This window comes from Thiogranum sp., from assembly GCF_058323355.1.
Window position 1 is genome coordinate 18,701 of the sequence record NZ_JBTTIO010000001.1, and the last position, 24,762, is coordinate 43,462.

The 24,762-nt window shown below is 59.7% G+C and carries 15 protein-coding genes and 1 other RNA gene; 7 read left to right on the plus strand and 9 right to left on the minus strand.

The window, feature by feature from the left end; all coding sequences use genetic code 11:
• Positions 1–85 precede the first annotated feature (85 nt).
• The 4 genes from ACW81B_RS00090 to ACW81B_RS00105 form a co-directional block, all read right to left on the minus strand.
• Entirely contained in the window at positions 86–10,141 is a 10,056-nt protein-coding gene (locus ACW81B_RS00090) for a two-partner secretion domain-containing protein (RefSeq protein ID WP_491578149.1), read from the minus strand.
• Between the two features lie 215 nt (positions 10,142–10,356).
• Positions 10,357–11,898: a hypothetical protein gene (locus ACW81B_RS00095; RefSeq protein WP_491578150.1), complete on the minus strand. Its 1,542-nt coding sequence runs from the start codon at positions 11,896–11,898 to the stop codon at positions 10,357–10,359.
• Between the two features lie 86 nt (positions 11,899–11,984).
• Positions 11,985–12,764, minus strand: coding sequence for a VPLPA-CTERM sorting domain-containing protein (locus ACW81B_RS00100; protein ID WP_491578151.1), 780 nt, complete (start codon positions 12,762–12,764; stop codon positions 11,985–11,987).
• Positions 12,765–13,016: 252 nt separating this feature from the next.
• Positions 13,017–14,531, minus strand: coding sequence for a ShlB/FhaC/HecB family hemolysin secretion/activation protein (locus ACW81B_RS00105; RefSeq protein ID WP_491578152.1), 1,515 nt, complete (start codon positions 14,529–14,531; stop codon positions 13,017–13,019).
• Positions 14,532–15,056: 525 nt separating this feature from the next.
• On the opposite strand from ACW81B_RS00105, the gene ACW81B_RS00110 reads away from it, so the two are divergent.
• Entirely contained in the window at positions 15,057–15,518 is a 462-nt protein-coding gene (locus tag ACW81B_RS00110) for a ribbon-helix-helix domain-containing protein (RefSeq protein WP_491578153.1), read from the plus strand.
• A gap of 41 nt (positions 15,519–15,559) precedes the next feature.
• The gene (locus tag ACW81B_RS00115) at positions 15,560–16,114 is read left to right on the plus strand and encodes a hypothetical protein (RefSeq protein WP_491578154.1); all 555 of its coding nucleotides are present in this window, start codon (positions 15,560–15,562) and stop codon (positions 16,112–16,114) included.
• A gap of 102 nt (positions 16,115–16,216) precedes the next feature.
• On the opposite strand, the gene ACW81B_RS00120 is transcribed toward ACW81B_RS00115, so the two are convergent.
• Positions 16,217–17,020: an MOSC domain-containing protein gene (locus tag ACW81B_RS00120; protein WP_491578155.1), complete on the minus strand. Its 804-nt coding sequence runs from the start codon at positions 17,018–17,020 to the stop codon at positions 16,217–16,219.
• Positions 17,021–17,148: 128 nt separating this feature from the next.
• Between ACW81B_RS00120 and ACW81B_RS00125 the strand changes: the two genes are divergently transcribed.
• Positions 17,149–19,194: an EAL domain-containing protein gene (locus ACW81B_RS00125; RefSeq protein WP_491578156.1), complete on the plus strand. Its 2,046-nt coding sequence runs from the start codon at positions 17,149–17,151 to the stop codon at positions 19,192–19,194.
• A gap of 40 nt (positions 19,195–19,234) precedes the next feature.
• Here the strand turns inward: ACW81B_RS00125 and ACW81B_RS00130 are convergent, their stop codons facing one another.
• Genes ACW81B_RS00130 through ACW81B_RS00145 form a run of 4 tightly spaced genes read right to left on the minus strand, consistent with a single transcriptional unit; the run spans position 19,235 to position 23,602 of the window.
• Positions 19,235–20,419: a UbiH/UbiF/VisC/COQ6 family ubiquinone biosynthesis hydroxylase gene (locus ACW81B_RS00130; protein WP_491578157.1), complete on the minus strand. Its 1,185-nt coding sequence runs from the start codon at positions 20,417–20,419 to the stop codon at positions 19,235–19,237.
• A 2-nt stretch (positions 20,420–20,421) separates the two neighbouring features.
• Complete coding sequence (gene ubiH, locus ACW81B_RS00135) at positions 20,422–21,717, minus strand: 2-octaprenyl-6-methoxyphenyl hydroxylase (protein ID WP_491578158.1); 1,296 nt, start codon at positions 21,715–21,717, stop codon at positions 20,422–20,424.
• Between the two features lie 14 nt (positions 21,718–21,731).
• Entirely contained in the window at positions 21,732–23,033 is a 1,302-nt protein-coding gene (gene pepP / locus ACW81B_RS00140) for a Xaa-Pro aminopeptidase (RefSeq protein WP_491578159.1), read from the minus strand.
• A gap of 5 nt (positions 23,034–23,038) precedes the next feature.
• The gene (locus ACW81B_RS00145) at positions 23,039–23,602 is read right to left on the minus strand and encodes a UPF0149 family protein (protein ID WP_491578160.1); all 564 of its coding nucleotides are present in this window, start codon (positions 23,600–23,602) and stop codon (positions 23,039–23,041) included.
• A 61-nt stretch (positions 23,603–23,663) separates the two neighbouring features.
• On the opposite strand from ACW81B_RS00145, the gene ACW81B_RS00150 reads away from it, so the two are divergent.
• The 4 genes from ACW81B_RS00150 to ACW81B_RS00165 form a co-directional block, all read left to right on the plus strand.
• On the plus strand, positions 23,664–23,897 hold the full coding sequence (locus ACW81B_RS00150; RefSeq protein ID WP_491578161.1) for a TIGR02449 family protein: 234 nt from the start codon (positions 23,664–23,666) through the stop codon (positions 23,895–23,897).
• A complete protein-coding gene (locus ACW81B_RS00155; protein ID WP_491578162.1) occupies positions 23,894–24,205 on the plus strand; it encodes a cell division protein ZapA in 312 nt (103 codons plus the stop codon). The genes ACW81B_RS00150 and ACW81B_RS00155 overlap by 4 nt, the downstream gene beginning before the upstream one ends.
• A 44-nt stretch (positions 24,206–24,249) precedes the next feature.
• A non-coding RNA gene (ssrS, locus tag ACW81B_RS00160) (6S RNA) lies at positions 24,250–24,429 on the plus strand.
• Positions 24,430–24,448: 19 nt separating this feature from the next.
• The coding region (locus tag ACW81B_RS00165; RefSeq protein ID WP_491578163.1) for a 5-formyltetrahydrofolate cyclo-ligase at positions 24,449–24,762 on the plus strand (314 nt) is incomplete at its 3' end.

Sequence of the window (24,762 nt, forward strand, 5' to 3'; positions counted from 1 at the left end):
AATGAAGCCGTTATTTTCTTATCTCAAGATGACGACAGTATGACCAATACGGACAAATGAATGACCGGCGTTATTCCAGTCGCCTCTATTCACCAAAACCGAGTATCTCGACCGTCAGCAGGCCAAGTTCCTCGTCGGCAACCCCCTGTTCCACACTGGCCAGGCTGGCGGTGCTGGTTTCGGCCTGCTTGGTGGCACTGCTGGCAACGTTACTCACACCGGTAAGGCCTGCCGCGAGTCCACCTGCATTGGCAACCGGTACACCGACGGCGATACCGCCAACATTAATGTTGTCCGCGCCAATGACTTCCACGGCGCCCAGCGTGAGATTGCCGGTCGCCTGTATTCCCGCGTCGCCGGCATTGATGGCGCCACGCGGCGCAAACAGGAAGCCATTGACGCCAAGCAGACCACTGCCGGAAATGTTCGGCGGGAATTCCACGACCGTCTGACCGGTTTGCGGATCGATGCGCGTCACCGGCGGCGGTGAAGCCAGTGCCGTCTTGGCGCCGCGGCCCGCATCGATGTCGCCATTGGACGACCACATCAGCAGATCGCCCTCGAGGGCAAACACGCGTGACTGGTTAACCAGGAAATCGCCGTCGACAAAGGCATTGATGTCGCCTGCCCGGCCTGTCACGACACCCAGTTCATCGGGGTTTTTGGTGAGCGCCGTGGTACTGGTTGCACCGCCGTCAATCAGACCGCCCGGCACCAGTAAATCGATGTCGCCGCCATCCAGCGTGAAGATCTTGCTCAGTTTGAGGTCCAGGCGTCCCTGCGGGTCAGGGTCGGGGAACAGGATCCCGATGGCTTCAAACCCGCGCGAATAATCGCCGCCATCGGCTCCCGTCGCTTCCAGGCCCGAGGCTTTCAGTTCGCCGAACAGCACCTTGTAGAGAAAGCGATTTCGCTGCAGGGGATCCAGCGTCGACAGGGCAATACGTGCATCGGCCCCGGTTTCCGCCGGCACGCCGATCGACAGCAGGAAATCCTGCAGCAGCGGGATATAGGTATCATCCGCATCGATATAACGCGCCATGAACGCCGCGTAATCCGGCTCGCCACGGTACCCGGCCAGTATGCTGATCGAGGCGCCTTCATCGGGAAGTACGGTATTGGCATTATCGCCGATACTCTCGATACCCGCTGTCGCGCCCAGGTCAATGCTGCGACCGGCCTGGAGGTGAAGATGACCCGGTCCGGCAATGGTAAAACTGCGCCGGTCATTCGGTGTCAATGCACCCGAGGTCGGGTCACGCAAGGTCGCCTGGCGTATATCACGCCCCGCGTAAATGTAGGATACCTGCTGCGCACTGGCGTGCTGGATACTCACGTTCTGGCCGAGAATATCGCGACCGGCAACCAGGCGTGTCTGGTTGGAAAACACCAGGCTGGATTTCTGGCTTTCATCCCCGGAACGGCGGATATCACCGCTGCGGGCAACCAGCTGGTTGGACTGCGTGCTGTCTTCATACACCGGCGACAGGGCATGGAACTGTGGACTGGTGCTGTTCAGCATATCGAGTAGCCGGTCACTGCCGAGTACCACGGGGAATCGCGCATCCGGCAACAGCCCGGGGTCGGCATCCGCCTGCACCAGCGCAATACTGTCCCGCAACACAATATCGTTACCCGCCAGCATACGAATACGGCCATCGGCCGCCGGCAACACGGTAAGCCTTTGTCCATCGACACGCACATCGCCTTCGATCGACTGCAACGCCAGGCGTGCAGGCACGATGTTGCGGGACAGCAGGCCTGCCGTCTCCCCACTGTTCAATGCGTTCGGTCGCAACCTGTCGACCACCGCCTGCGTCGATGCCGCGTAAACAGCGTCATCCGCCAGCGCGGTCAGTGACAGGCGCGCATTGTCTGACTGCGTCAGGAACAGGGTATCGACGCCGCGCACGTTGGGGATCAACTGCCGAACCAGGGCAAACTGTGCCTGTGACTGTTCGATCAGGCCCGGGTCGAAACTGTTCTGGATGAACAGTCGATTTCCCGCCACCAGCGAAACGTCTGCATCACCGACACCCAGCAAGGCACTGCCTGTTTCACTGGCGCTGATATCGCGACCGGCACTGACACGCACCCGCCCCTGGTCGGCCTGCAGGTAGAAATCCCTGAGATCACGGCCCGCGCGCAGCTGGAGAAGACTGCCGCCGGACAGCTCGACCTGTGTATCGGCACGCTGCTCGATACGGGTGGCTGAAGCCGAGGAAACCACGCCGAGATTTTCAACGGGCCGCAGTGAACCCGGCATCACCAGGCTGAGATCACGCACGTCACGCCCGGCCGTCAGCTGCATGCGTCCTCCACCGAGTACGCCAATGCCGTCGGAAAAATCATTCACGCTGACACCGCGGATCACCGGCAACTCGCCAATGCCGGGAAGGACATTGTTATAGTCGCCGCCGACCTTGGGTTGCCAGAGCTGGTTGAGTCCGGCGACACCGGCCCCGCTGATATCCGCGCGCGCCGAAACCTGTACATCACCACCGGCCTGACCGAACTGTACGCTGCCGGTCAGGGTATACAGTATGCCGTTGCCGTCCAGGTTATTGAGCTGCGGAAACACGACGTCCCCGAATGCCCCGGCGCCGGCGTCACGCCCCACGGTATAAATCGCCGCACGCTCGCCAAGCCGGACATCGCCGCCCGACACCACCTGGATGCGGCCCGTGCCACTGCGCACACGGCTGCCGCTGTTGAGCAGCACATCGGCATTAGCCGCCGTGGCGCGCAGTGACGCAGCCGCCGTGTCAGCGCCACTGCTCAACAAGTACGCCCAGCTGTCCCCACCGCTGATGCGGGTCTCGGGCGTCCCGAACAGCGGAGAAACGGTATCTTCCACCCCATCGCTCAGACTGCCGTCGAGCACCAGGTCGCCGCCGGCGCGCAGCATCAGTATCCCGGGCAAGGCATCATCACCAAAACGGATATCGAGCAGATCGATGTCTTCGCCCAGGCGCAGTTCGCCGTCCGCGCGCACATCCAGCGCCGGACGTACCCGGAACCCTGCCGGCGCGCTGTCCTGCGCGGCCTGCTGGAACACATCCAGTGCCGCAAATTCATCTGTCAGCGCAGCCCGTGTCAGCACGCTGTTACCCGTCGCTGCGTTCTGGCCCGGGTTGTTCAGCACACGCACGCCCACCACTTCGCGCCTCGCCGCCCCGTTGACCTCGGCCCCGAACGCCTGCAGCCCGGTCAAGGCGCCGTCCGCGCCGGCAGGCACATAAAGCTGCAGGATGCCGCCCCCTCCCAGCTCCAGCCGCGCCCCGGGTCCGGCGTCCAGCCCCGACTGTCCATCGGCGTCGGCATCCAGCGCAACCAGTTCGATACGCCCCGCCTCAGCGTCTGCCAGCGTCGTGCTGGCATCGATAACGCCCGACAGTGTCAATGTATCGCCCGCCGCCAGTTCGATGTGTCCGCCGCCGGCACCGCTGGCGTCAATGTCGCCCGCGATCACCAGGTTGCCCTGGTCTGCCGACAAGGCAACATGACGCGCAACCAGTTTGTCGTTCCGGGCCAGAACCAGGTCACCCTCGCGAACACGAATCTGCTGCTCCGCGCTGAAGTCACCTTCCGTCAATGCCGCCAGCAGCGGCGTGAGGGTACCTTCCCCCGTGCCGTCGGAACTGCGCATCGCAAGTGCATCGAAACGGTACGCCGCCCCCTCTTCGCCGGCCGCGCCACGGCCTTCCAGGCTTACCGCACCGAAATAAATATCACCCTTGCCCGCTTCAACCTGCAGACGCCCGCCGGCACCACCCGCTGCGGCGGCGGAGACATCCAGCCGCCCGCCTTGCAGACGCACATCCCCTTCGTTTGCCAACAGGCGTATGTCACCACCGGGCGTCCCCGGCAGGGCGGTATCGAAACGCTCATCACGCCCGGATACATCAATCTCCGCCCCCGTCAGCAGGGTAATACCCTCCATCCCGGCAGCAGTCAGCGACACGCTGCCCGACGGCAGATCAATGGCCGTAGCCACCGTGATGGCATCGGCATTCATGTTCAGCCGCGCGGCAAGACCGGCTTCGCTTCGCTGCGTCCTGTTGCCTGGCTGCGCGCCTTCCAGGGTCAGGCTGCCAGCCACGTCCAGGCCACCCTGCGAACCGCTCGCAGCGGTCAGCAACGGCGTATCAATGACCAGGTCAGCATCAGTACGCAACCGGCCGCCACCCTGTATGCGTACACCGTTACCTGCCTGGATACGGTTACCCGTGAAGCCGCCGAGCGCAAAGCCCGGTCCTTCCACCAAACCATCGAGGATCAGCGCATCGGCCTGCAACCGGAAGTCGCCGCCGGCGTTCCCGGCTGTGGTGGCAGTACGATTCGAGAAGTTGGACAGTTCAACCTGCTTGCCGCTCAGCACGGCTGACCGGCCCCGCAGCGCGTTGCCAACCAGCCCGGCCGCATCCAGGTTGATTGAACCGAAACGTAGCGGCGCACCCGTGTCGTCTTCGAGCGTACCGTACAGATCGATCTGCCCGCTGCTGCGCAGTGTCAGATCGGTGCCCTGCAAACCTGCCAGCGTGGCGTTATCCAGTACCAGCCCGGTCAGGCCGAGACCTTCGGTTTCGCCGAGACTGACGGACCCGGCACCCAGTTGCAGGGAACCGTTGCGTACAGAGAGGTCGCCGTCCAGCGTCAGGCCGGTGGTGGAATCCAGGATCAGCGCACCGTCATCCGCGAGCAGGCGCGTGCCTTCGGCAATCGTCAGTGTCGCCGCGGGTGACGCCGGCACCTGGCTGCGGCGCGCCTGAAGACCGCGCCGACTGCTGACGGCCACGACGGCCGCATCACCGCGGATATCCAGGTCTGCGCCGGCAGGCAACAGCGTTCCGCTGGTGCGCAGTGTTGTCTGTCCGCCTTCACCCAGGCGCAGGTCAGCAGCAACCAGTATCAGTTCCGGCAGGGCCAGATCGACACCGTCCTCGACAAGCAGTTGCTGTGCTGTCGCGGTAACCTGAACCGTATCACCGATGTCCTTACGGAAGCCGCCCAGCAACAGGCTTTCCGCACCCAGCCCGGACAGTTCATCGGCGGTCAGTTCGATACCGCTATTCTGCCGCTGTTGCACGACACGCAATGATGCCGCGCTGATGTCCACCTGGGCGCCGCGCCCGCCGGCCAGGTTCGGTAACAGTGTGGCGCCAAGGTTCAACGACTGACTGGCCTCGATACTCAATCGGCCGGCATCACCGGAACGCGTTGCGGCATCTGCAAACAACGTATCAAGATCCTTTTCCACATACTCCGCACGCAGCCTGACCTGGCTGCCATCCTCGATGGCATAGCCTTGCCAGCGGCTTTCGATCAGCCCGGTGCCCGCCACCCCGCGGCGACCGGCAAGCACAGGAGCACCGTCCGCGCGGCGTGCGGCACTGCCGGGCAGCAGGTCCTGGCTGCCGGCAACCGGCGTCAACAGGTAACCGCCGAACAAGGCATAGCGTGCCGGCAGGATGGCGTACTGGCCTTCTTCTATACCCGCACCCGCTTCCAGGTACAGGCTATCGCCGACACGAATATCCTGTATGGCTTCGGCCTGCGGTGACGCCAGCGGATCCCAGGGGGCGAACGCACTGCCCAGTTGCGGAAGGATGGCGAATGACGGGTTGGCCTCCACCGCCGCGCCCGGGTCAAGATCGGCCAGCAGAATATCCTTCGAGCCGCCGGGGCCCGGAACGAACTCCCAGGCGCGCGCCTCACCCCCGCCACTGAGGTCCAGCTGCGCCCCGTCCGCAAGCGCGACAGCCGGCGCTGTCAGCCGGATCCGGCGTTGGGGCGGCGCATCCGGCAAGTCGGTAGCCTCACCCAGGAAGAACGTGAGGTCGGTCTGGAACTGTAACTGCCCAAACGGCACCTGCAGGCCCTTTCCTGTTATGGACGTCAGACTGCCAGGCAATACATCAATGCGTTGCGCCGCATCAAGCTGCAGTTCGCCGAACGGCGCACGCAGCACACCGGCCTGCTCGATGACCGGTGCATCGAGTGTCAGACGACCACCGGCGGATAACGCCTGTCCTGCAACACCCGGCATGGCATCAATGCGAATGCGCCCGGCATCGGTATCTTCTACGCGGATATCGAAACGCGTCAGGGTGGTGGGGTAAATCTGCTGTGCAGACAGCCTGACATCCGCGGCTGTACGCAGTGCGCCGGTCAACTCGGTATCGACACCGTTGGTCAGCATCAGCTGGCCGCGCAGGCGGATATCACCCCGACTGGAGACGTCCAGCCCGTCCCGGCCTTCGCCGCCAAACCCCTGCCAGGTGCTGTAACCACTGATATCGACCAGGTCGGCCGTGACGGCAAGCTGTCCTTCACCCGCGGCCGGCGCAATACTGATCGGCTGGCTGCTGCCGCGGTTGACTTCACTTTGCGCAACGGCACCGTCCATGAAGGTGTTGAAGGTGCTGCCTATGGCCACGTAGGGCGCAGACAGGCTCACCGCCGCACCGCTGTTCGTGAACAGTGGCGCATCCAGTACCAGCGCACGTCCGGCAACAAGGTCCAGGTCGCGGTCCAGGCTGATCGCCGCGAGCGATTCCGGCGTCTGCAACAGACCGCCAAGCCGGTCCGGGCGACTGCTCAGTGCAAGGCTGCTGAAACCGCTCTCCAGTAATCGCGCCGCCGGTACATACGCCACGCCATTGTCTGCCGCTGCCAGTGGCGCATCGGCATCCGGCAACACGCCTTCATAATCGACCAGCCGCAGGGTGCGCATCGTGTGCGGGAAACGTTGTTCCGCCGGGAAGGCCAACTCATCGAGCAACGAGGGCTGACCACGACGGCCGGGGTCGAGCTGGAACGAGAACGATCCCCCTTCTGCTTCGGGCGCGGCAACCCGGGCGTCAAACGCACCCTGCAACAGGGCCGACTCGGCCGTCAGCATCTCCACACGACCCGCGCGCCCGGCAACCTCGACCGGTTCGAAACGCAAGTCCAGCGGGGACCGCGAGGCAACCGGCAAGTCCAGCGTGGCGGACACACCGTGAACATCGATCACTGAGCCGGGCCGGGTCACGAGACTGCCGCGGTTTGCTTCAAGACGCACCGTTCCCGCATCCAGCACCTGTCCGACCCGCCGTCCCAGGTCATCGGGCCGGGCGATATAGCGGCCGGACACATCCAGCCGCGCGTTGTCGCCCAGCCAGATTTTCTGATCGGCCAGGTAACCATCGATGCCATTGGGTTCGATGGCCAGGGTAATGTCACCCGCGTTCGCCGTGAGCCGGCCATCCACCTTCAGCGAGGTATCGCTGCGCAGTTCGATACGCGCGCCCGGGTCGCCATCGATGACCGCCCCGGTACCGATATCAATCAGTGGTTCGCGCAGGGAAACATTGGAACGTCGGGATTCAAGTGTCAGGTCGACCGGGCGGCGTTCATAGACGGGGCGCAGTAACGTCTCCACCGGCAGTGCCGCGCCACTGCGCTGATCGAAGGCGTCCGGTCCGGGTTGCAGGTTACGCTGGCGCAGAACCAGGCGGGTGCCGGGCGTGACCACCACACCGTCGCGTTTCGCGGTAAACCGGTAACGACCGAAACCCTCCAGCGGCAATGACACACCGGGCGCAATACTGTCACCATCAAAGGTAAAGCCATCCGCCGTCAGGCTGAAGTCGCCGTTTGCTGTGAAGCCCAGCGCGCTTGTTGTTCCATCCAGTTTGAGTTCCGCGGGCAGGGTGCCATCCGTGACCGCCGACAGGGAAACCGATCCACCTTCACCACCGTGCAGCGTTCCATCCGCCTCCAGCCAGGCGCCGGCGTCGGCATTTAACCGGCTGCCAGCGGCCAGTCGCAGGCTGCCACCGGCATCCAGCGCGATTGCACCGCCATCCACCACCACCGGCGCCGCCGCCTCCGGGCCGGAGAACAAGGGGTTGTCATTTGTCCAGATGCCACTCACATCGAGCGATACCCCGGGCGCCACGTCAATCGCGACATCGTCCGCCAGCACGCTGGAGGTTGTGGCAGCGGTTGCATGAATCCGCCCGCCCGGCAGACGCACACTGTCGTTGAAGGCAATCCGGCCGGCATCCATCTCCAGTACGGTATCCGGCGCCAGTTCCAGCATGCCGCCCGTGTCGATGCGCAGTTCACCCGGGGATTCGAGCCTGATATGGCCAAGCCCGCTTCGATTCAGCATGGCGGCGGACAGTGTTACCGGCAACAGGGGATCAATGACGTTACCCGGTTCCGGCACCGGGATGAGATCCGCGTCCGGCGCCACAGCCATCGATGGCAGGAATCCTGTTTCACTGGTGCGCAACAATATATCGGCACGGCCACCGAATGGCCGCTGATCGAACGGACGACGCTCGGTACCTGTCAGCGCCCGGGCAGGTTGACGCTGCCAGCGGCCGGCGACCGAACCGGCCCGGATCTCACTGGCGAACGCCAGGCGCGGACTGTTGACCGTCAGTGTGCCGGCATCACGGCCCTCGACGTAACCGGATTCGTAGCGGGAAAACGCCCCGCTTGTGAAACTTTCGACAATACCCCATTTATCGTGGCGCACTTCAACATCGCCCACCAGGCCCCGGTAACGGCGGCCGGGTTCGGCCTCACTGATGTCAACGATCTGCAGGTCATCTGTCACCAGCCGGGTGGTCGACACCTGGTCGCCTGTGAAGGTGACCTTGCCGCCACGGATATCGATCACGCTGCCCGCTCCGGCCAGCAGGTCACCATCCGACTGCAAGCTTATGCTGCCGCCGGTGGACAACCTTTCATTCGCGCTGCGCCGGATGTTGTTGACCGCTGCGCTGATATCCAGCAGGGGAGAACCCTTGCGCACATCGACACGCAGCGTCTCGCCGCGCAGCACGCCTTCCCGCTGGAGCGGCGAATCCGCCAGTTCACTGCCCCGCGCTTCCACCTCGATGACATTGCTGGCAACCGACAATACCGTGTCGTCCGTACCACTGACATCGATGACAGCACCGCCCTCGATGCGCAACGACACATCCTCGTCCGCCAGCCGGCTGATCGACCTCACGGTGCGCGGGTCAGTCACCGCCTGAATCTGTACCTCGGCCGAGGGCGCGGTAATACGCGCAGCGGATTCAATCACAACCTGTTTGCCACTCAGCTCGATACGGGAGTCCGGCTGTAACTGGCTGTCGGGCGCCAGCTCGCCCGCGCTGGCCTCGTCCAGCAACACTTCGACACGCCCACCCACCGTCAGCGTTCCGCTGCGGGTTGCTTCGGGTATAACATTGGTCGAGCCGGTGAAGATAACACTGTCCCGGGCGGCGAGGCGGATTGAGCCGTTCAGTGTTGCACTGGTTGTCGCGCGCACCAGCCCCTGTTGATTCACCGCCAGACCCAGCAGGGAAATGTTGCCGCGTTCAGCAATAATCTCGCCCAGGTTACGGACATCGCCGCCGGTTTCCACTTCCACCAGCAAGCCACGCAGGTCCGGGTCGGAAGATGCCGCCAGGTACACACGGTCCTGACTGGCGGCAAGCACGGTCTGGCCACCGGGCGTTTCAATCGTGCCCCGGTTCTCGATGTCTGGCGCCAGGATCATAATGCGGCCACCCTCGTGGCTCCGCAAACTGGCGCCCTCGGCAATTTCAATGGCGCCCAACTCACCGCTGCCCTCAAACGCCGGCAAATTGCCTTCCTGGTCGATGGCGCCAATGAGGCCGACATCCTCAAAGATACGTTCGTCGATATCCAGGCTGGAGGCAATCAGCGAATTGACATCGACATCGGCGCCGGGCCCGAACATAAACCCGTTCTGGTTGATCAGGAACACCTGCCCGTTGGCTTCCAGGCTACCGAAGATGCGGCTGGGGTCATTCTGGAAAATGCGGTTGAGCGCAACGGCCGAGGACGACGGTTGGTTGAAGCGAACCGAACTGCCCGGATCAATATTGAAGCTGCGCCAGTGCAACAAGGCGTTCTGTGCAGTCTGGTCGATACGCAACTGGTTGCCGTCCAGCACCGGCGCATTGGCGCCGTCCCAGCGGTAATTGATGTCGCCCGGCTGGGTTGCAACCGGCAACTCCGCCCTGGCCTGGGCGGTGATGAACAGGGTGCCGGACAGGGCCATGCCGGCAAGCAGGTGGAACAGGCGCCGTGTGGTATTGATTCCGGATACCTGATCCGGCTGCGTCACGCTTCGCCGAAGCATGTTTCTGTTTGTCAGATTGTATTTTTTCATCGTTTCGTATGCGCCTTGTCGCAACCAGCAACTGCGTTTTCCTGTCGCCACGCAACGTGCATGCCGACAGGAAAAAACAAATCTCGTAAAGTGGTGCAGGCGGACCTGCATTCGCAGGCCCGCCTGACAACCGGTCGGCAGCATTGCACTACCGCATCTGAAGTGTTGTCCTACAGTTTCTTGAACAGCGGCTGACAGCTGTCTGCGCTCCCTGCTGCATTCTCGCGCGTCCAGGGCGTACGCGGGTCGCCAGCCGTGAAGACCGACGCTGCCGTGGCATCGGGAACCAGGAAGCCGGCAGCACCCCAGCTATGCACGAAGCCGGCATTCAGACCATCGACAATGGTTGCATTGATATTGGTCGCATTGGCGAAGATGTCCCGAATGGCCTGTGTCTTGGTGGCATCGATACTGGCGCGCAGCGGACCCGTGTCATAACCACTGTTACGGTTCTGGAAGCCCATGTAGTACACCTGGCGGTAGTCACCCTTGACTGCGTTCTCCAGGGTCGGCGCAACACCATCCACCTTGACGTAACGGAAGTTCTTGGCCAGGGCGATGTTCTTCTCGGTAGACTGGTAACCGAAACCGAATGACTGTACACCCGCGGCAATATCAGGCGTAATCTTGGAGGATGTCAGACCTGCACCCGTATCCAGCGCATCCAGGCAACTGCCCAGCGTACCGGAACTGGAGTTCTCGTAAACCAGTGGCCCGGCACCGAAGAACCCGGCACCGTTACCCGGCTGCGTCAGGATCGACTGCGCATCAACATAGCAGTTTGTCCGGTGGTAGTGGATCATGTACTCGGCGTGCGTACCGGAACCCTTCACACGACGGCACAGGTGAACATTATCCGCCTTGGGATCGGTGAATGCCGTCGGCACATTCAGTGTCTGGCCATACACGGAAATGTCGGACCAGTTATTGTACTTGCCCGCCGTGATGCCGCGCACCACAGAGGACGGCAGCGAAGGCATACAGGCCTCGGTTTCGTCACCCGCCACACAGGTCGCGGGCAACAGGCCTGCGTTAATCTGATCAGTCTGCAGTTCATTACGCAGGCTGAGTGTAACGATAGGACCAAAGATCAGACCAGGACCAACTTTTTCGTCAACCGTTCCATCGTTGATGAAATCACCGGATGCCGGGGCCAGCGGTCCAACAAACTTGCTGGCCTCGATATCCGCGGCGCCCATGTCCGGAATCTGCTGTACCAGGTCATCCTGGGCACACACATAGAGGTCATAGCTGGCGCCGTTTCCGGCCGCCTGGTTTGTCACGACAGGCGTGTTACCGCAGTTCGCCGGGTTGGCGTCCATGAATTCCAGCGCAACGCGGTTAAGTACCGGCGTGGCGCCATTACCCGATCCGCCCACGTCAGATTTATAGAAGGCAATGGTATTGCCCGCCGCAGAACCCATCGTGCTGTTTGCCGTACACTGAACCACCCAGAAGCTCCGGTGTTCAACAATCGGCTCAGACAGTGTGGTATCACCGTTTCCCGGCAGCTGGTCAGCGAAATCCACATACACGTTAATGGGAGAGGCCTGGTCACAGGCGTACTGCACAATGTTTTCGCGCAGCATGTTGGACGGCGCACTGGCGCCGGACATGAACACTTCGGTCTGAACCGGCAGGGCCGCATTGGCAACACCGGAAAGCGCCAGCGCGACACCAGCCGCAGTAGCATTCAGTTTAATCATACGCATGGTATATTTCCTCAATCAGTCAAACAGTAAAAATACTATGACCTGGTACGGCGGAGCAGGCACAGCCCGCCCCGCCGGCGCAGGCATCAGGTATTACGGCGACGGGCCACACCCACCAGACCCATCAGGCCGGAACCGAACAGCCACACAGCGGCCGGCACCGGCACCGCGGACACGGCGTTGTATGAAACAACACCCGTGCTGGTATCGATATCGATAAAACCGTAGAGCTCGGAAACATTGGAACCGTCCGGCTGATAGAAGTAGCGGTACAGTGGCAGACTGTCTGTTACTACGGTATCTGTTGTAGTCAACCAGTTGATGGTGTCACCATTTCCACTCCAGCCCTGGAACGGGTCAGTCCAGTCACCCTGACCTGAGTTAACCGGGTTCAACACACCATCGACAGTAATATCCGATACCTGGTTGACACTGTTGAGCCAATCCCGCATACGCGTCATGTAACCGGAAAAGGTGTTGATCTGGTTAAGGATAGGTGGCAATGTCGATGGATCAGTATTGGTAATAAAAAGACCAAACTCGTCAAGCACTGCATTGTTATCCTGGCGGGCACCGCCATCGAAAACAAAGTCATTGATCGTGGTGCCCGGCGATGCAAACAGACTCTGTACAGCGGCTGTCTGCGCTGCATTGGACGTCCAGCTGGTCACCGCTCCACTGACAAGATCCTTGGTATTGACATTGGTATCAAGAATGATCGTGGCCGGTGTAGCAGTGTTAAGAACGATATTGATAAACAGCTCACCATCACCAGTCTGCGTAGCGTCGCTGAGGATGACTGCATTAGCACTGCTGGCAACCAGCATTGCCACAGCGGCGGCTGTAGTCTTGAGTGTCATGGACATTTTTGATTTCTCCTGTTTCTGTGCCTGAAGTTTTTTCAGAAAACCTGTTAAAGAATTACCGGGGCCTGTCGAAACCACACATAACCCCACCCTTCCCCGCAGCATGATGAGTCCGTAGACACTTAACCCCTCCACTTGATCACCATGCACGCGGCGCATCCTATGCGTGCTTTGTGAAGCCGGCGTGACCGTAGATTTAAGGTTTGGTGACAGATGCTGAAATCAGAAGCTGCAGAGACGGGACGTGATCCTTCAGAACCGGTATCTCAGGCGGAAGTGGGATCGAAAATCGCCCTGCTCGACAGTCCCGTTGTCCTTGAGCGGCCAGGCCAGCGTCAGATCCGCATCGAATCCGCCCGGACCTTCCATACGCAGTCCCGTACCGGCACCCGCCAACGTAGCCTGGTTCGGCTGGCCGGGTAAGGCATCCTGGATGCGGATTTTTGCAGCATCGAAAAACGCATAGATTTCCAGTCTGCGCAGGTAACCGGAAATATGCCTGGCCAGCGACGAACTCTGCCATTCAAGCGTACCGCGAACACCATCATCGCCCAGCACCTGGGACTCGAAATAGCCGCGCACAGTCTCGGCCCCGCCTGCACTGAACTGTTCATTACTGATCAATGGCGAATCCGCAATCTGTGCGTTGAGTTCGCCATGCAAAACACCCCCCACCGGGAGTCTCTGATCGTGTTCCGCGAATACGGTCGCATAGATAAAGTTGGGCCGGGCATTGAAACGTTTGTTATCGAACTCTTCCTCGTCATTGCCCAGACCACGTGCGCCGAAGTTGACGCCGGCGCCCACAATACTTCTCCCGGACTTGCGCAGCCGTGTTGCACGGTATGACGCGGTAAAGCTGATATAGTCGATGGGGGTATTGAGTCGATCGGCGCCAAACGGGCGAATACTCTCCCTGAAATCCTTATAGTCGATGCCGAGGGTGGCGCTGTGAAAAAAACTGCTGCTCCCGGCCAGCGGGCGGATATATCGTGCCCCGACAATGTTGCCATCGCCCAGCACGGTGATGTCGCCTGCTGTCGCAACGTCACTGCGGGTTACGACGGCATAACCGGCAAACACATCGCTGCCGGCTCCGGCGGGCATCACGTAGGTCAGGGACGCCACCTTGACATCATCGGTATCCTCCGGCGCCGTCATAAGCATGAGCGAGGCGCTGTGCGCCTTCTGGAACAGGTTGGCATAGCGCAACGTGGTACTGAGCCGTGAGCGCGTGGTATCCCGCGAGTTTCTTCCCGTCAGCTCGACCTCTGCATGCAAGGGAAGTTCATCCTTGACCCTGAGATCGACCTCAACCGTACCGGGTGTTCGACCCGGTCGAAATACCGGCGTAACACGCCTGTCCGGCGTGACCGCGTTGACTTTGCGTATCTGCGCCTGGAGCTCAGGCAGGTGAGGCACCTGCCCGGGCGCCAGCGACGGCACCTCCTTGCGCAACTGCTCCAGCGAAAAGTAGCGGGAACCGGATACCCTCAGGCGTGAAACCACGCCTTCCACAACCTGCAGCCTGACCACCCCTTCCCTGACCTCCTGCTCAGGAATATTAACAATGACAGTTGGATAGCCAGCATCCCTGTAAAACTGCTCCAGCGCTTTCCTGGCGTTCTCGATATCATCAAGGGTGCGCTTCTCACCAAGAAACGGGTAAACCGTTCGCTCGACCAGTCGTGTATCCAGAAGCGTATTGCCTTCGACGCCGAACTCCCAGATATCAAAGCGTGTCACCGCTTCCTTATCACCTGACATATCGCCGCCCTGCTCAGCCAGGCAGGGATTAACCAGAACCCCTCCTGCCAGCAGCAGCAGCAAAACACCCAACAATGGTCGCATTTTTCTGGCCGTTTCGATTGAAATTTTCACGGTGGCCGATTGTGCACAGGCAACATGACGCTTACATGACAGTTAGACAATTGTTTTCATTCGCATGCGCTATCCCAACTCATCGCTTTACAGCTGAAAACGCGCAGCCTCAGGACTCTCTGATTGAATGGCACTAAGTCAAGCCTTAAATCCCGTCATTCCCGCGCAGGCGGGAATCCAGAAAGCTTGATCAAACCGCCTGGATCCCGGCCTGCGCCGGGATGACGATTTCGAATCAATCAGAGCCTCTCTTGATTTATGCCTGGCCTCATCCTGTCATCCAGACATCATAAAAATGACACTGAATCTACACCTGAACGTCATCCAGTTGAAATGCCGGGACATCATGATACGCACACAAACCGACGACCCGTTCCACACGAAACAGAAACAAAACCAGAAGGAAACGACATGGAAAACCAGAAACAGTGCGTGTCTGTTCGACTGACAAGCAGCGACATTCAGAAGATCAAACGCATCGCACAACGCCTGAAAGTCAGTGACTCGGACATTATTCGTTTCGGCATCCGCGGGATGCTGTCAAAACTCAGCCCCTTGAGCGATGACAATGCAAGCGGCAGCCAGTTACTCCCCGTATTCCTCGAACACGGCAACGAAGTGACCCGCTACTTTGACTTCGACGCGGAGCGTCTCGAGCAGATCATCAATGAAGGCACAGGAAACGACCAGTACATCGACCGCATTGATATTGAACTCCTGGCGATGCACAGCACGTTCCCGAATTACCTGAAAACGCAGCTGGAAAACCTGGTGAATGGACCCATCGAAGACAGGGAACTGATCCCGCGTTTACGCGAATACCTTTACACGAAATACAAGCAACAACGCTATACCGAACCTGATCCCGCGTGATCATTAAAGCTGAAATTCTATCTGACCGGAGGAAACAAAAAATGACCGCAAAAAAACTCAACGTCGCATTTTCACTGGCACTTGCACTTCTTGCCTGTAATGGCACTGCCGCCATGGCCTCGCCCGTCCCGCACGGAACAGATCATGAACGACATGCCAGCCCTGGCGAGGAAGACGAGATATTCAATGTACCATCAACCGGGGCGTCGGTATTCAGTGACGTCAGCATCTTTTCGCGCAGGAATTTTTATTCCCGCGCATTTCAGATAGAGACGGGGGGCACCTACCTGGCTACGCTGACCGACTTTGAGTTCCCGAAACCCCTCGTTCGCGCCGGACTCAACATCACCACGGCAACCCGCTCACTGGGCTATTTGACCGAACCCGGCTATTTCATGTTTGATGCCGAGCCAGGCAATTATTTCGTCAGTTTCTTTGGCAAGGCACATCACCTGGGGCAGTATGGAATAGATATATCCATGGTGAACAACCCCGGCGCTCTCGGCAGCAGCCCGGTACCCCTGCCTGGCGCCGTCTGGCTGTTTGGTTCGGGCCTGCTGGGCCTGGCCGGCATGACTCGCAAAAAAGCTGCATAACTCACCCGATAACCGGGTAGCACCAGGCAATGGCGCTACCCGGCGGGAACTGTCCCGGCGAGAAAACAGACGCTGCGATTGTGAAGGTGCGCAACCTGCACACTAACCGGAAACAAGCTCCACCACATCACCGACATGCACCACCCCGCCACTGCGCGGTATCAGATTCTGACCAAAATACACGCCACCTTCCGGCCGCTTGCGATACTGCCCCAGGGTTCGCAGGGGTTCAGTCGAGGGATTTTTAATACCGGTGTCCGGATCGATCGTGGTAAAGATACAGCGCGAACAGTTCTTCACGCCTTCAAACTCAACTTCACCAATACGCAGCCTGCGCCAGTTATCTTCCGCGTAGGGCAGATCGCCATCCACCACCAGGTTGGGACGGAAACGACGCATGCAGACAGGCTGTTCAAGACGTGAATTGAGATCATTCAGTGAGGCTTCGCTAATCAGCAACATCGGGAATCCATCGGCAAAACTGACTTCATCTCCTGGCTGTCCGTAATCCGGATCCACACCACGCACCAGCTCGTCGGTCATCTGCACGAGGTGGCACTCGATACCAAGGTATTCGGAAAACCAGGCATCGGCTTCGGACCCGACCGGCACCGCTTCACATTGATTGCGCCAGATAGTGACTTCGGCAAGGCGCTGTGGAACAGGCTGTAGCGGCAACACCAGTTCCGCACGTCCAGCGACACTGACATGCAGGCTGGTATCATCCACACATGTATCCACCACGGCCAGCGTTGGGTGCTGCCGGGCCGTGATGAACTTCCCCTGTGCATCGACCAGCATCCAGCGTCTGTCCCACGGCAGGCCGCGTGGCAACACCTCACTTTCGTCAAGCGTAATACGGCGCGTGGATTTGACCGGGTAAATATTGATTTCGGTGAGTTTCATATGAATTCCATTGCCGCCAGCTGAAAACCCCTGAAAACACAACGGTACCCAAATTGCCCTTCAAAGAAAAGCATCTATAATCAATCAGAAACCGGCGTGGAAAAACTTTCCAGGGAGTCCGCCACGAAATGAGCAAGCCCATACACCTGAATACAGAACAGATCGAACAACTCATAAAAAGCCTGCACGCCTTCCATGAACATTACGGCGCCCTCGATACACTGTTGAGCGGGGAAACGGAAACACGGATTCTTGAAGCCTTCCGCCACTTCCTGCAGACATTTCTGCAGGAGGATGAACGCAACAAGGGGGCGGCCATAACCCTCGCGCAGAGCTATCACCGGAACCATATTCCTTTCGCACTTCTCATGGGCTGTTTCAATCACATCAAGGAAGAAATCATCAGGCTGGTGGCCGATGACCTCGACGACCCGATCCCGCACTTCAATACGATAAACCACTGGTTCGAATGGGCCAAGCAGGACACAGCACATCATTACCTGTTACTGGAAACAGAAAAGTTACACCCGCTACCCGAAGCCGCCATACGGGAAAAAGTTCTTGTTCGTTACTACCTGGAATGGCTGGAAGAAATAAATCATGCCATACAACATGACCTGGAACGCTTCCCGCTTGTTCCCGCCCACGAGAGCCGCTTTGCCCATGCGTTACTCTACCCCGAAAGCCTGCTCATTTGCCTTGACCTGAAAATCTGCGACCTGATCCAGGAACAACACCGCCTCATCTTCCAGCACGCCAGTATTCTCTACGCCATGCTGTCCACCAGCCGCTACGAACAGGCCTATCTCGCCTACCAGGAGATCCAGCAGAAAGTTGCCCTGATGCTCAACATGCTTGGCATGCTCTATTTCGAAAGCCAGACCAACCGGATCCAGCGCTTTTTCAGCTTTGTCCAGGCATCCCTGTACCTGCCGGGCAATAAATTCTTTTGCGTCGTCAATCTTCGCGGCATGCGCAAACTCAATAAACTTTACGGCAATGAAACCGGTGATCGCGCACTGCATATTATTGAGGGCATCCTTAAAGAAGAATTCGACAAGCACCAGTCGTGGATGATCTATACACAAGGTATTGCCGGTGACTTTTATATCATGACCTACAGGGCGGAAATCGATCAGGTTCAGCAGCTACTCGAACGTATCGACCAACACACTACCAAGCAAGCAAAAACCGCGAAGCTGCCGGTTGAAATCAACCTTCAGAACCACGGCATCAGCCTGACCGATCTGCGTGAACTGACCACCGGGAACATGCACCACCTGATCCACTACCTCAGCGTGCATGCGCCGGAAAAGAACAACACGGTAGAAAACACGCCTGAACAGGCCGAAGCCATGCTCGCCTGGATGCGCAAGCAGTACCACAAGTCCCTCGACCTGCAAAACATGCTCTCGAGCAGGTCCGTGGATATCTTTATCCAGCCGCTGGTTACACTGGACGAACACCAGCACATTCATGCCTTTGAGATACTCGGCCGGTTTCGCCAGAAGGATGAATACATCAGTGCCGGCCTGTTTATTGACGACATCGTAAACATGGGCCTTATCGTTGAATTCGACCATCTCATCCTGGACGCCATCCTGAAACAAAAAGAAGGACTTGCCGGGATAACCCGCCGGCTGTTTATCAACGCTTCCGCCGGCTCGCTGGAAGATGATAGCTACGTCAATGCCCTGATCGACGCCATGAACGGGCCGCTGCAACAGTTTGAAGTCGTCATCGAGCTTACCGAACAGATCCTGCTAAACAGCGTCGAGCTGGTGTTTGACCTGCACAGCAAGCACGGCTTCAACTTTGCGATTGATGACTTCGGCACCGGATATTCCTCCCTGCAAACCGTCATTGAACTTGCATTGCGTGGCGGCATTAAATACCTGAAGATAGACGGTTCACTGGTGCGAAGCCTTACCACCAGCAAAGCCAGCGAACAAATCATTCGCATCACCCGCCAGATGGCCCGTGAACTGGAGCTGGAAACTGTCGTGGAATATGTGGAAACCACCGGCCAGCTGGAAAAACTGGTGGAAATGGACCTGGATTTTGCCCAGGGCTATCTACTGGGCATACCCGAGCCGGTTTCGGTCTGGCAGGGGAAACTAAATTATCTCAAGAGCAGGCAGGGTAACGGCGAGGTACTGTTTCCCGTCATGTAACCCGGGGTGTCCTGGCGGCCCGTGCGACGACAACGCGTCATCACAACCCCATTGCGGAACGCATGATCTGCGTCTTGACCGGTGTCATGCGGTCAAACAATTTCAAACCAAAACCACGCGCGAAACGCACCGGCGCCAGCGTGCTGCCGAATAACTGCTTGAAGCCGCCCATGGCTGCCAGGGTCAGCGTATTGTCGCCACGCCGCGCGCGCTCATAACGGCGCAGCACGGAAAAAGCACCGGGATCGCGCCCCTGTTCACGGGCTGCACGCAAGGCATCGACCAGCGCCTGCACATCTTTCAGCCCAAGGTTCACCCCCTGACCGGCGAGTGGGTGCACCACGTGCGCGGCATCCCCCACCAGCGCCAGCCTGGGTTGCACATAACTGGCCGCGGACTGTCCCTGCAGGGGGAACAGCACCCGCTCACCACAAGCGGTAATGTTACCCAGCCGGTATTCAAAAGCCTTGCCAAGCGCCAGGCAAAAGCTTTCCTCGTCCATCTCCAGCAGGGCTTTTGCCCGCTCTGTCGTCGACGACCAGACAATCGAGCAGCGCCCGTCGTGCAACGGCAGGAAAGCCAGTGGTCCACCGGGCAAAAAGCGCTGCCATGCGGTTTCCCTGTGGGGCTTTTCGGTGGAGACAACAGCCACCAGTGCCTGCTGGCCATAGTCGGACAGCTGGACATGGATCCTCGCCTGGTCACGCACCCGTGATGACTTGCCATCGGCACCCACCAGCAACTTCGCCGTGACAACCCTGCCGTCTTCCAGCTCAATGCGCTGACGGTCGCCGATATTTTCAAATCGCCGCAGGCGGGCCGGACACATGCGGGTGACAGCATCCAGCTTTTCAACGACGTCCGTCAGTGCGCGCTCGATCACCCGTGATTCGATAATGTGGCCAAGATCCGGTTCTCCGAGTTCGGCACTGTCAAAATGAATCTCGCCATCGCTGCCGGCATCCCATACCTGCATGTCACGATAAGCCTGTGCCAACGGTTCTATGGCCGGCCAGGCGCCAAGCGACTCGAACAACCGCTGCGAGGCGCGTGAAATGGCATAGACACGCAGGTCGATACTGTCCGCCGGCCAGTCGCGTAGCGGTTCGCGGGCTTCCAGAATCGCCACACTGAAGCCTTGCCGGCCGAGTGCGGCAGCCAGCGCCAGACCCACCAGGCCGGCGCCGCTGATCACTACCTCAAAATCGCTTTGCGGGTCCGTCATCACTACAACGCCAGTCCTCGTGCAAGTCGTGGCAGGCGACCGGCGCGCCCCATGGTCAGCCGCCCGAACCATCGCCTGGCCGGCGGGCACAGATCCAGCGCCAGCATACCGGCATTACGCAAACCGACCAGTGGCGGCAATGTCTGCCCGAACAGCCGCACCATGCCATCCGTAAATGCCACGACACGGCGCTGGTCGGCCTGCCGCCATTTGGCGTAGCGCTGCAACACAGCATCGCCACCCGGGTCATCGCCATTGCGTTGCGCATCGATAACCACTTCTGCCAGCGCGGCGACATCCCTGAGCCCGAGGTTGAATCCCTGGCCGGCGATCGGGTGCAGGGTATGCACGGCGTTGCCGATCAATGCCAGCCGTTGTGCCGTGGACTGTCTGGCGCGCAACAACTGAAGCGGGTAGGCCTGGCGTGTACCGACTTTCTTAAAGCGCCCCAGGCGGTAACCGAAGCGATCCTGTAAACGTGACAGGAATGCTGCATCATCGAGCGCCATGACGTCGTCCACCTGGTCGGTACGCAGCGTCCAGACCAGCGAGCACATATCACTGCATTCCTCACCACCTACGTCATGCCGGTGCAGGCCGGCATCCATTGTACCCGGCGTACTGGATGCCGCATTGAGGGGTAACAGCGCCATGGGTCCGGTATCGGTAAAACGTTCGTAGGCCACATTGTTATGCGGCTGGTCCGGCGTCACGTTGGCAACCACGGCTGTCTGCCCGTAGTCCCACTGATGCGTTTCTATGCCCAGCCGGTCACGCACCTGCGACTGCACCCCATCGGCGGCCACCAGTAGCCGCGCCCGGTACTCGACCGGCTTGCCACCAAGGTCAAGCGTGGCGTGTACCTGTTGCGCATCGACACGAAAGGTTTCCAGTTGCGCAGGTGCCAACAGGCGGACATCGGTATGTTCAAGCTCGCGTAGCAATGCGTTGCCGAGCAGGCGCGCACTGGCCACATAACCCAGTGCATCCACACCTTCCTGTTCACGTTTGAGGCGGGTAAACCCGAAATGGCCACGGTCGGATACATGAATGGTATGGATAGGGCATACAGCGTCCTGCAAGGAATCCCACAGGCCCATGCCGGAGAAAATACGCTGCGAGCCCTGCGCCAGCGCAATACTGCGCTCGTCGTAGTTGGGCTGCTCATTGATACGCAAGGGATGCGCTTCAACAATCGCCACATCCATTCCTGCACGACCCAGCGCCAGCGCCAGGCTGGCGCCAACCAGGCCACCGCCAATCACAAGAACATCTACACAATGCATGTCTTCGTTCATACGCCCTGCCCTGCTCAGGCCATTAAACGTTCAATTTCATCAACTGTCTTGGGAGTGGCCTTGCTCAATACGTCGTAACCGTCACGGGTTACCAGCACGTCGTCCTCGATGCGAACACCAATGTTCCACCACTTGCGCGCCACACCCTTGCTGTGGGCGGGAATATACAGCCCCGGCTCCACGGTCAACACCATACCCGGCTCCAGTTCCCGCCACGCCTCGCCGACCTTGTAGTCGCCGACATCGTGTACATCCATACCCAGCCAGTGCCCGGTGCGGTGCATGTAGAAACGCCGGTAGGCCTCCTCCCTGATCAACGCAGCCGGGCGGCCCTTTAATAAACCGAGTTTAACCAGCCCGCGTGTCAGTATTTTTACGGCGGCCTTGTGCGGGGCGTTCCAGTCGTTGCCGGGATAGACTTCCTCGATTGCCGCCAGTTGCGCATCCAGCACCAGCTCATAGATCGCGCGTTGCGGCTTGCTGAAGCGGCCACTGACCGGAAAGCAGCGGGTAATATCGGACGCGTAGTAATCGTGTTCCACGCCAGCATCGATCAACACCATATCGCCCTGGTTGAGCGGCGCATTGTTTTCCGTGTAGTGCAGGATACAGGCGTTCCCGCCACCACCGACAATCGACGGGTAGGCTGGCTCACCGCCCGCCTTGCGGAACGCGTAGAGAAATTCGGCTTCCAGCTCATATTCCATCATGCCCGGCTCGCAGACCTGCATGGCGCGCTTGTGCGCACGCGCGGAAATATTGGCCGCCTGGCGCATGGTCCGGATCTCGGCGCGACTTTTATACAGGCGCATGTCGTGGACAAAATGTTCCAGCGACACAAACTCTTCCGGGGTGTGCTTGCCGGCACGCGACTGGCTGCGCAACCGGTTCACCCAGCCGATAACGCGCTTGTCGAATTCGGGTGCGGTGCCCATGGTGTAGAACACACGGTCGCGGTGTTCCAGCAGTCCGGGCAGGATGTCATCGATATCGCCAATGGGGAAAGCATCATCGGCGCCAAAGCGTTCGACAGCGCCTTCCGGGCCGGCACGCCGACCGTGCCAGATTTCCATTTTCGGGTCGCGGTCGCGACAGAACAGCAGGTACTCGCCGTGTTTGCGTCCCGGCAACAGCACGGCCACAGCTTCGGGTTCGGCAAAACCGGTCAGATAGTAGAAATCACTGTCCGGGCGGAACGGGAAATCCACGTCGCGGTTACGCGACTGTTCCGGGTTGGTGGGCAGGATAGCGATGCTGTCCGGCCCCATCATACGCATCAGTTGCTTGCGGCGGCGGGCGAATTCTTTCTGTTCCATGAGCGTTACTGGATCTGTTGCGGCGCGGCGGCCGGTTGCAATTCATCGTGGATAAACAGGACGCCGATACGCAGGTATTCAACGACTTCTTCAAACGCCGTGTTTTCATCTTCATCGGGAGTTTCGAGATCGAAGTCGACTTTCGCAATCTGCGCCACATCGTCGAGCAGTTCGGCGAGTTCTTCCGACAACCTGTCCCGCTCCGGCATCCCCCCCAGCCCCAGCCCGCACAGGAAGCCACTGCACCAGGCCCCCAGCGACGCGGTGCGTTCGGCCAGCGGTGCATCGTCGTCCGGCAGCAACAGCTCGAAATCCAGATCCTCGCTGTGCAGGCCGGCCAGTGTGTGCTCATAAACCTCCTGCAGACACTGGTAAGCCTTCGCCTGGGCAGTATTCGCGGGGTCGAAGTCGTCGAAAACCTCGGGCAACCAGCGCTGGGGATCGGCAAAACCCGCTGCGCAGATCAGCCCGCACAGCAATCCGTGACTGTCCGCAGGATCCGCGCCGGGGCTGGCGAGGTCCAGCACATCCTGCACGTCGTAATACTCAACACCTTGATTTTCTGGCATTGCCCGATTATTGCACAGCGCCGACATTGACGCATTTTTGACCCTTCTCTATAGTGTGCGCATGACTCAGACAAGCCCGCAATCCGTCACCGAACAGGAACTCCGCAAGCTGGAAGTACGGCTCGAGGAACTGGTCGACACCATCACCCGCCTCAAGGAGGAAAACCGCTCGCTGCGCAACCAGCAGGAGTCCATGGTCAGCGAGCGCGCCAGCCTGATCGAAAAAAGTGAAATGGCCCGCACCCGCGTGGAAGCCATGATTAACCGCCTGAAGGCCATGGAACAGGGCGCATGAGCAAATCCAGCCCCATGCGCATCCAGATCCTCGGCAAGGAATACCTTGTCGCCTGCGCGGATAACGAGCGCGAGGCACTGTTTGCCTCGGCCGAGTACCTGAGCGAAAAAATGAAGGAAATCCGTGACACAGGCAAAGTTGTCGGTGCCGACCGGATCGCCGTCATGGCGGCCCTGAACATGGCGCACGAACTGCTGGAACACCGCAACAGCAAGGATGACTACCAGTTCGACGTCAGCAAACGCATCCGCGCCCTGCAGGACAAAATCGATGTTGCACTCAACCAGGGTAAACAGCTCGAACTCTGACGCCTTGTCCATCGCATCGGCATTTGCGCTATACTGGAAATCCGCACCTTCTGCGGTATACGTGAGCTGTTAAGATCTCCTTGAGCCTAATAATTGTCCCCGGGGATCGGTTTGTTGGACCAGTGAGCATGTCCACCACGGTGGAAAGCCTTAGGTTCAACACTCATCCCCACCTGAACCTCTGGTTCAAGGGCAATAGCCGCCACGGTATTCGCGGAAGGTGCCTTTTATTACCCGGATACCATGCCCGACCGTTCCGACCAGCGTAACCAGCTGCGCCGCCAACGCTGCGCCCTCGACCCGGCCGAACGCCTGCAGCGTTCGCGCCAGCTGTGCCAGCGACTGACGCAGCACCGCCTGTTCCGTAACAGCCAGCGCATCGCCGCCTACCTGTCAGCCGATGGTGAAGTCGACGCCCACGCCCTGATCGAACACGCCTGGTCGGTTGGCAAACAGGTCTTCCTGCCGGTACTGCGTCCTTTCGGTGACAACCGCCTGTGGTTTGCGCGCTATGAACCCGATACACCCCTGGTCCGGAACCGCTACGGCATTGCCGA

Bases quoted from the DNA above. Each gene is read 5' to 3' on its own strand.
- ACW81B_RS00095 (WP_491578150.1), bottom strand. From the start codon at position 11,898: ATGCGTATGATTAAACTGAATGCTACTGCGGCTGGTGTCGCGCTGGCG.
- ACW81B_RS00100 (WP_491578151.1), bottom strand. From the start codon at position 12,764: ATGTCCATGACACTCAAGACTACAGCCGCCGCTGTGGCAATGCTGGTT.
- ACW81B_RS00105 (WP_491578152.1), bottom strand. From the start codon at position 14,531: ATGTCAGGTGATAAGGAAGCGGTGACACGCTTTGATATCTGGGAGTTC.
- ACW81B_RS00110 (WP_491578153.1), top strand. From the start codon at position 15,057: ATGGAAAACCAGAAACAGTGCGTGTCTGTTCGACTGACAAGCAGCGAC.
- ACW81B_RS00115 (WP_491578154.1), top strand. From the start codon at position 15,560: ATGACCGCAAAAAAACTCAACGTCGCATTTTCACTGGCACTTGCACTT.
- ACW81B_RS00120 (WP_491578155.1), bottom strand. From the start codon at position 17,020: ATGAAACTCACCGAAATCAATATTTACCCGGTCAAATCCACGCGCCGT.
- ACW81B_RS00125 (WP_491578156.1), top strand. From the start codon at position 17,149: ATGAGCAAGCCCATACACCTGAATACAGAACAGATCGAACAACTCATA.
- ACW81B_RS00130 (WP_491578157.1), bottom strand. From the start codon at position 20,419: ATGACGGACCCGCAAAGCGATTTTGAGGTAGTGATCAGCGGCGCCGGC.
- ubiH (WP_491578158.1), bottom strand. From the start codon at position 21,717: ATGAACGAAGACATGCATTGTGTAGATGTTCTTGTGATTGGCGGTGGC.
- pepP (WP_491578159.1), bottom strand. From the start codon at position 23,033: ATGGAACAGAAAGAATTCGCCCGCCGCCGCAAGCAACTGATGCGTATG.
- ACW81B_RS00145 (WP_491578160.1), bottom strand. From the start codon at position 23,602: ATGCCAGAAAATCAAGGTGTTGAGTATTACGACGTGCAGGATGTGCTG.
- ACW81B_RS00150 (WP_491578161.1), top strand. From the start codon at position 23,664: ATGACTCAGACAAGCCCGCAATCCGTCACCGAACAGGAACTCCGCAAG.
- ACW81B_RS00155 (WP_491578162.1), top strand. From the start codon at position 23,894: ATGAGCAAATCCAGCCCCATGCGCATCCAGATCCTCGGCAAGGAATAC.